General features: G+C 45.3%; 9 protein-coding genes. All 9 read right to left on the bottom strand.

Features of this window, described 5'->3' with window-relative positions; translation table 11 throughout:
- Nucleotides 1-291 (bottom strand): IS5/IS1182 family transposase (locus HMPREF1144_RS13830; RefSeq protein WP_009653094.1); only part of this gene is annotated, 291 nt, incomplete at its 3' end.
- Between the two features lie 45 nt (nt 292-336).
- Entirely contained in the window at nt 337-747 is a 411-nt protein-coding gene (locus HMPREF1144_RS32995; RefSeq protein WP_042927733.1) for a hypothetical protein, read from the bottom strand.
- A 20-nt stretch (nt 748-767) separates the two neighbouring features.
- Complete coding sequence (locus HMPREF1144_RS13820; RefSeq protein WP_007372317.1) at nt 768-1,517, bottom strand: hypothetical protein; 750 nt, start codon at nt 1,515-1,517, stop codon at nt 768-770.
- A gap of 1 nt (nt 1,518) precedes the next feature.
- The gene (locus tag HMPREF1144_RS13815) at nt 1,519-1,836 is read right to left on the bottom strand and encodes a hypothetical protein (RefSeq protein WP_007372316.1); all 318 of its coding nucleotides are present in this window, start codon (nt 1,834-1,836) and stop codon (nt 1,519-1,521) included.
- Nucleotides 1,837-1,877: 41 nt separating this feature from the next.
- The gene (locus tag HMPREF1144_RS33325; protein ID WP_009653096.1) at nt 1,878-2,051 is read right to left on the bottom strand and encodes a hypothetical protein; all 174 of its coding nucleotides are present in this window, start codon (nt 2,049-2,051) and stop codon (nt 1,878-1,880) included.
- Between the two features lie 426 nt (nt 2,052-2,477).
- On the bottom strand, nt 2,478-4,109 hold the full coding sequence (locus tag HMPREF1144_RS13805; RefSeq protein ID WP_008786582.1) for an AAA family ATPase: 1,632 nt from the start codon (nt 4,107-4,109) through the stop codon (nt 2,478-2,480).
- A gap of 40 nt (nt 4,110-4,149) precedes the next feature.
- Nucleotides 4,150-4,635, bottom strand: coding sequence for a hypothetical protein (locus HMPREF1144_RS13800; RefSeq protein WP_172745723.1), 486 nt, complete (start codon nt 4,633-4,635; stop codon nt 4,150-4,152).
- Nucleotides 4,636-4,674: 39 nt separating this feature from the next.
- A complete protein-coding gene (locus HMPREF1144_RS13795) occupies nt 4,675-5,679 on the bottom strand; it encodes a ParB family protein (protein ID WP_007372313.1) in 1,005 nt (334 codons plus the stop codon).
- Entirely contained in the window at nt 5,676-6,929 is a 1,254-nt protein-coding gene (locus tag HMPREF1144_RS13790; RefSeq protein WP_007372312.1) for a ParA family protein, read from the bottom strand. The genes HMPREF1144_RS13795 and HMPREF1144_RS13790 overlap by 4 nt, the downstream gene beginning before the upstream one ends.
- Nucleotides 6,930-6,947: the final 18 nt, after the last annotated feature.

Below are 6,947 nucleotides of genomic sequence, written 5' to 3'. Positions count from 1 at the left end.
GCTATCCAGGGATAATCGGGCAAACAGGCGCATGGAGGCGATTTCGTACAGGGCATCTTCCATGGCACCGTCGCTCAGGTTGTACCAATGCTGCATGCAGTGAATACGCAGCATGGTCTCCAGCGGATAGGGCCGTCGGCCATTGCCCGCCTTGGGATAAAACGGCTCGATGACAGCGGTCATATTCTGCCATGGCAGAATCTGCTCCATGCGGGAGAGGAAAATCTCTTTTCGGGTCTGACGGCGCTTAGTGCTGAATTCACTATCGGCGAAGGTGAGTTGATGGCTCATGATGTCCCTCTGGGATGCGCTCCGGATGAATATGATGATCTCATATCAGGAACTTGTTCGCACCTTCCCTAGATGCTTATACGCGCTGGCAAAAGAGACTACGCCCGCGAAAAGGCCCACAACGATGAGGTTAAGGTTCGATGTTTTGTGACGGATACGTTTTTGCTTCAGGCGAACCATTGTCAGGGCTGACAAGAAGATAGCCACCAGCCCCCCGGCTCCTGCGAACCAAACGGAATTGATTTGCAGGAAGGAAATCAAATCACGATGCTCTCTCTGGTTTTCTTCAAGCATCAACGACACAAAAGTTGTTGTTACTGGCATTGATATCAGGAATATCGTGATCATCACTATTGCAAAAGTCTGTATGGAATAGCGGTCTCTATTTTCCTCTATAACAGAATTAAAGGATAACAGATAAACAAATGTAAATAATAAAATGGAAAGAAGGTACATTGGTTATGCCTTTTTTTGGGTTATCGCTGAATTCTTTTATTTAATTCTGTTCTGAAAAATGCATACAAGAACTGCCACCCATCACCATGAGCCGTTCTGAAATCTTTTTCAGGGAGTACCGGAAAACCAAATTTAAAATTATCTTTTCCAGTGTGGCGCTGGCAAAAGTGCGCAAGCTCATGTGCCACTACGCCTTTGATATGATCCAGTTGATTGATTGAATAAAATGCTCCGATGTCCTTACGCTGCTCTATATGTGCGTACTCATGGTAGCGATAGCGCGGTGTATCACTGTCAGGATAAATGGACGATGGTGAAATAGTGATTGAGCTCCTGCCGCCCCATGAATGTTTGGCACTCCAGTTGACCCGAACTTCAGGCGCAGGGCCGGTGAAACCATATGCCTGTCTATAGAGGTGCAGAAGATACCCTGAATACAGAAAAACAACTTTCTCCGCCGTCATAACGCGAGAAACGCCATAGCGAGCAACTGCCCTATCTCTGGCTGTCAGAACGGGGGTTTTTACCCGTGGGGAGAATAATTTTGTTGGGCTGAATAGCCAGACTTCTGAATCGTCATCAGGCATATCCAGTATCACCTGAATTTCTTCAGGCGACCCAACTCGTTGATGCCACCTTTCAAGATTATCGCCCACTTCATTCAGGCTGATTAAATCATCGGCATTCTCGTAGAATAACCAGATCAGCGTTCCTCGTGGGAGTGCTTTCTCAGCTGTAATATGTGAGAGGATAATTTGACGTGGTGTCATCTTATTCGCCACAGTTCCCGGATGCTTCTATCAGTTTTATTTTTGTTGCTTCTGCCGCCTGCATTTTTTGTTTCATCTTCTCAATGCTAGCGGTCACACGGCGGGCGCACCATTGATACGCTGCCTGACGTGATTCGAAAAACTCATAATCCGCGTGCAGGTAAACTGATGTGCCGTAGGAGACGGACATACGGTAACCCTTCGGCGTTTCATTGATGACTTCCCGTTCTTCTACACAGTTTTCAAACTCAGGGACATAATCCACGAATCGACGACGCAGAATGCAAAACAGCACCTTTATTTGGTTTTCATCAGTCATTTGTTATCCTCGTTATTCTTCTTATTTATCATCAACCTTTCTTAATTGTCGATGCTGAATACGGCGGAGCGGATTTCACGCTTGGCCTGCTGACGGGCGCGGTGTTTGCTTACACGAAGAGATCTATCGTATGCATTGTTTTTACGATAGCCACGCGAGCGGCACAGTGAACAAGTGCAGCCTTCTACTGAATAGAAAATCCCAAACGGTTTCATAAGTATCACCTTTAAGCTTGATAATAATGTTTATCATAGCTGGAGTTATTCAGGTGACGAATAGTTAAGGGGCGCGTTTTGCTTGGGTTTTTACACTATCGTTTATTGAGTCGATGAGGTCGGAAATAGAAAGGAGTTTTCTGCCAAAGAATAGTTTTCGTCTGGCTTCTATTTCGTAGCGGAAGGGTTCAATAATTTCATCTTCATGCATGATTACGAAACGATAGCCGTTATTAAGGAGTTTATGCAGCTTGTTTGTTTTTTTTCTTATGGGACTTAGCTTAAACATTGTTATCAACTTCTCATCATGATCACCTGAATTGTTATAACACAGTTATTTCCGACACGCTGCTGCTTTTGCTGAAGAACTCGGATTGCTTTGGGCTGGGCCAGCAGGTTGTATGCCGGGCGAACCCGGCATCGTTATCACAGGGCTTTTTCTTTTCCCTTTCGTTCTATCCCACGAAACATCGCGCATTTCCGCACAATATCCAGTGTCGGGATGCTACCACTCCCCTGCTCTTTCACGCTCATTCGCAACGTGAGCCGTAGCAACATCTTGATGTCACGTGGTGGAAGTTCTGGGTAAGTGTTTACAAGTGATCTGACCAGTTCATCAGGAATGTTCACGCCAAAGTTCTCACCCATAATCTTCCAGATCTTTTGGGCATCTGATTTCTCCGGCACATCATAGTGAATGATTGCAGCGCATCTTGGTATGATAGCCTCATCGATGTCACTACCCCGGTTGCTTGTCATGAACATCAACCCATCGAAATACTCCAGTGTACGGAGGAACTCCGCAACGATGGCATTTTGAGTCAGTGATGCTCCACGCTGCATGACAAACACATCGGCTTCGTCCAGAAGCAGGACACAGTTCCAGCGTTTAGCCCGGGTCAGAATCGTCCGCAGATTTTTCTCAATGTCATCGGCGTTGGTTCCCAGTGCGCCAGCATGAATTGAGTACAGGGGCCGTTCAATGACCTCTGCATACACTTCAGCAGTTAATGTCTTCCCAAGTCCGGGTGAGCCCACGCACATGATGATGTTACCCGCGCTTTTCCCTTCAACAATATCGCTGGTGAAAGCGCTGATATCCGTGGTCAGTATATCGAGTAAATCACGGTGGTCTTCCGGCAAAACCATCTTTTTTGGCAGTTCTTTATCATACTTGTATGGTTCTACGTTATTGGCATGTATCCAGATAAAGTCTTGCAGCGAGAGATCAAAATAACGCTGCACAGGAATTTCGGGTAAAAGGCCAAACTGGTCATCTTCAAAAAGAGGCGACTCCACTTCTGCACCGTAGGCATCGCACTCACTATCAGGCAAATCGTGTATCAGTTTATGCCCTGCTATTTCCAGATTCCGGTCGCTGTAGCTATACGATTCCATTCTGACAGCCCTGCCGGTTGCTTTAAACTGATTGCCAAATTGCCCGTCGACCACTTCCTTAAACCGCGTTAGTTGTTCCAGGTACTCTTGTTTCAGCTCATGCGTTTCATGGTAGATATCACGGTCGGCCAGTGTCTTAGCGACACTGCGCCGCGCCACCTCATTAGGCTCGAAATTCAGGGCGGTAAGCTGGGTTCCGTAAACCTTTTTGGAGTGCGAATATTCGCCGAACCCATACCAGCTGATTTGTAACAATAGTGATGGGGGACGGTCAGAGTTTTTTTCTGATTTTACTTCTTTTATTGCTGTAACAAGACCGGGGTACAGGTTGCCGTCATGACCGCGTCGGTATATCCAGCCATCAATTCGATTTGACTTCAGATACTGTAGTAACACACGACCGAATGCCGGAAAACTGCTCACAGGCTTATCGAAATCACCTTCCAGTGCAGTGATGATCGATTCAAGAGCTCGTCGATTTTTTGACTCTCCATCACCACGACATGCCTGTAAAAGTTCATTCAGATCATCCCGAGATAAACATAGCGGATCGACGGCAATCTCATCGTCAGAACTACGGTGGCTATAACGATTACGTAAAGCCTCAAATGTTGGGCTTGTGGTAGCTTTTAGTGTTTCTGTTTTTATCGTGAGTGCCATAGCCGTCCTCGTCAGTAATTTACTTTGATATGCCTTAAGTTCACATGGAAGGGGCAACTTCGAACGCATTAGGAACTCTGATCCGCGAGCCTATTTCCAGTTTAATGGTTGCCTTTACGTATTCACCCTCCTTCAGATAGGTGATGTCTTGGTTATGAAATGTTGACTTTTCATGTGTAGCCCACCATTCCATAGAGCTTGGGATTTTTAACGTTAGCCCAAGATGTTCAGTGAGATAGCATACTCCCATGTTTGAGTAGGTCTTAACGGGGTTCGGGTAGAATTGAAAGTTACCCTCTACGAGACAATCAGTACGAGGATCGATGAACGAAAGGAAAACGCTAAAAGTACCCTGACGTTTTAGCTCGGCGTAAGCCTCAAGAATCGTGAAACGCTTTAATGCGTCATTTGAAAACAGGGTTACAATTTTTTCCGAAAGCATAGCCACCTCATGAGCTGTTTTTTTCCTATTATCAACCGGTGTCTCCTCCTGACGAATAGGTTTGCGGCCAAAAAAAAACTGCACCAGGAGGTGCAGTTTCGATAATCAAGCAATGGCGAATTGTTATTTTTCGCTACTCAGTTTATCCGTAATAAATGCTTCAATTTCTGCCATGAGCTCGGTACTCATTCGGTTAAATTCAAAGCGAACTTTACGGCCTGATGCATTTTTGCTGATACGGGCGTATTTGTCCTTATTAGCAAAATTAGCCAGATCACGGGTTTCCCAACTTTTTGCAGGTGGCTTTTGATCGAGTAATTCAACCGCCTTTGTGATCTGCGCCATGACAATTTTCTGCGCTTCCGGGATGTCACTGATGTCCAGATTAGCAATTTCTTCTTTCACCCTATCAACTACATCTGCAAGAATGAAAAGGTTGCTCTCTACGTATTTCTGAAGTTTGGACAACCGGCTGTAGAAGGAGTTTGGTATACCTTCATAATCCGGGAACAGAGCTATCAACGAACCGTCAATACGCGCCGCCTGAATACGTTTAAAGACTGACACATGGCTTATGCCAAGAAAGAGGGCAAGCTCTTCATTTTTGGTGAATCCTTTTTCCTGCATTAGTTCCAGATACTGAAGCCCAACCTCTCGGTATGAGAATCGGCGTGATGTTTGTGCAGCGGTAATAATCGCCTTGATGTCCTCAGCTGATAGATCATCTGGTAGCACCCATAAAGGCAGATCTTTTTGAGCCGCAATACAGCAAAAACGTCTGCGGCTACCTTCAATAAGCAGGTACACGCCATCACGTTTAACGGCAACACCTTCAGTATCAACACCCCTTGACTCAATTTGTTGCAGGATATCTCGTACTGCGTTTGTGGTAAGCGCTTCCTGATTTCGCGGGTTCATTGGGTGAACGGCGGTCTCAGTAGCGACATTTTCAGCTGCTACAGTGACGTGCTCAGCTTCAAGTTTTCGCCCGTTATGAAGGGTAAAGAGTTTCTTAATGCGAGGGGGACTCTTAAGGTTAGCTAACCCGGAACGGTGGCCTACATCGGTTCGCTTTGGCGTATTTAGATAACGCGATTTATCGTTTCCGATATGCTGTTCATCACTCATGCGTTAACTCCTTCCTTCGCTGAAAAACTCTTTATCTCATTAATAAACTGTTGATATACGGACATTACGGATTCTTCGGCAATATCCAGCTGCTTTGGTGAACATAACTCTTCAGATTTCTTAATATCGAGAACCGACCTACCCCGTGACGCAGCTGCTTTGAATGCTTCAGAGTTTTTGATATTGGTTGCCATAAACAGGTCTTGAACGGTTCGAATTAACTTATCGAGGACTATTTTTTCGTATGGGCTTTTATCATCGACGTTAACGGCCAGTACTTTAAACCATTTAATATTTTCACCTTTATTGGGAGACTGACGGAATCGCTCACTGATCGTCAGCATAAAATCAGTTGTGGATGCATAGTCGTATTCTCGCGGAGAAACTGCGACAAGAATACCGTCAGCGGCCTCATCAGCGGCCCAGATAATTGGCGAGTCTTCTGGAGGGGTATCGAAGATAATAAGGTCATACTTAGCTTTCAGGACTGGCATTATCACTTCTTTGAATCGTAGCAACAACTGAGTGCGCTCTTCTTTACTGCACTGCCAGTATTTATCTTTGAATCTCGCATCGGTTGGGAACGCAGTAATTACATCAAGATTTGGCAGATGGGTTGAGAACGGCATATTCTCAATGATTTCAGCCTCAGAGTAACCCATGTCGAGGTATTTTTTATATTCAGAACCTTCTTCATACACGCCCAGGATTGCGTCGATTGCAGTCAGGAATACGTCGTCTTCAGATACGCTTTGAATCATACCGCTACCAATAGAGCCTTGCGGATCCCATTCAATTACTAAAACTCTGGCATTCAACTGGAGATCAAGTGCTGCTGCTACAGCCAGAGCCACTGAGGTCGTGCTTTTTCCTGTCCCACCTTTATGATTCTGAACAATGATTGTTCGGCTCTGGTAGTAATCTCTATAGCGCGGATAACCCAGGGCATCCATAATATTCTGGACATCCCAGCGGGTATAAAGGTGGTTTTTGTTCTGATAAATAGGTTGACCCACCAGCCTTTTTTCTTCGAGATCAGCGAGAATTTTATTGAAGGTAACTCGAGATTTTCCAAAGAAGTCGGAGAGATTTTTTTTATTCAGGCAGTGGTTATAGATAAGGCGATCTACCCCCTCCACACTGTCATCTGATACAGATACCCGGGAAGAAGCCAGTAACGATTCTTTCAATGAAATTTGTTCGGACTTCATGCGTTGCCCGACAAGGGCAATTTTATCTATTAGATTCATTCTCGTCATACCCTCAAA

The organism is Klebsiella sp. OBRC7, assembly GCF_000293135.1.
Taxonomy (GTDB): domain Bacteria; phylum Pseudomonadota; class Gammaproteobacteria; order Enterobacterales; family Enterobacteriaceae; genus Klebsiella; species Klebsiella michiganensis.
Note: the sequence above shows the minus strand (reverse complement) of the source record. Positions and strands in the feature narration are given on the sequence as shown.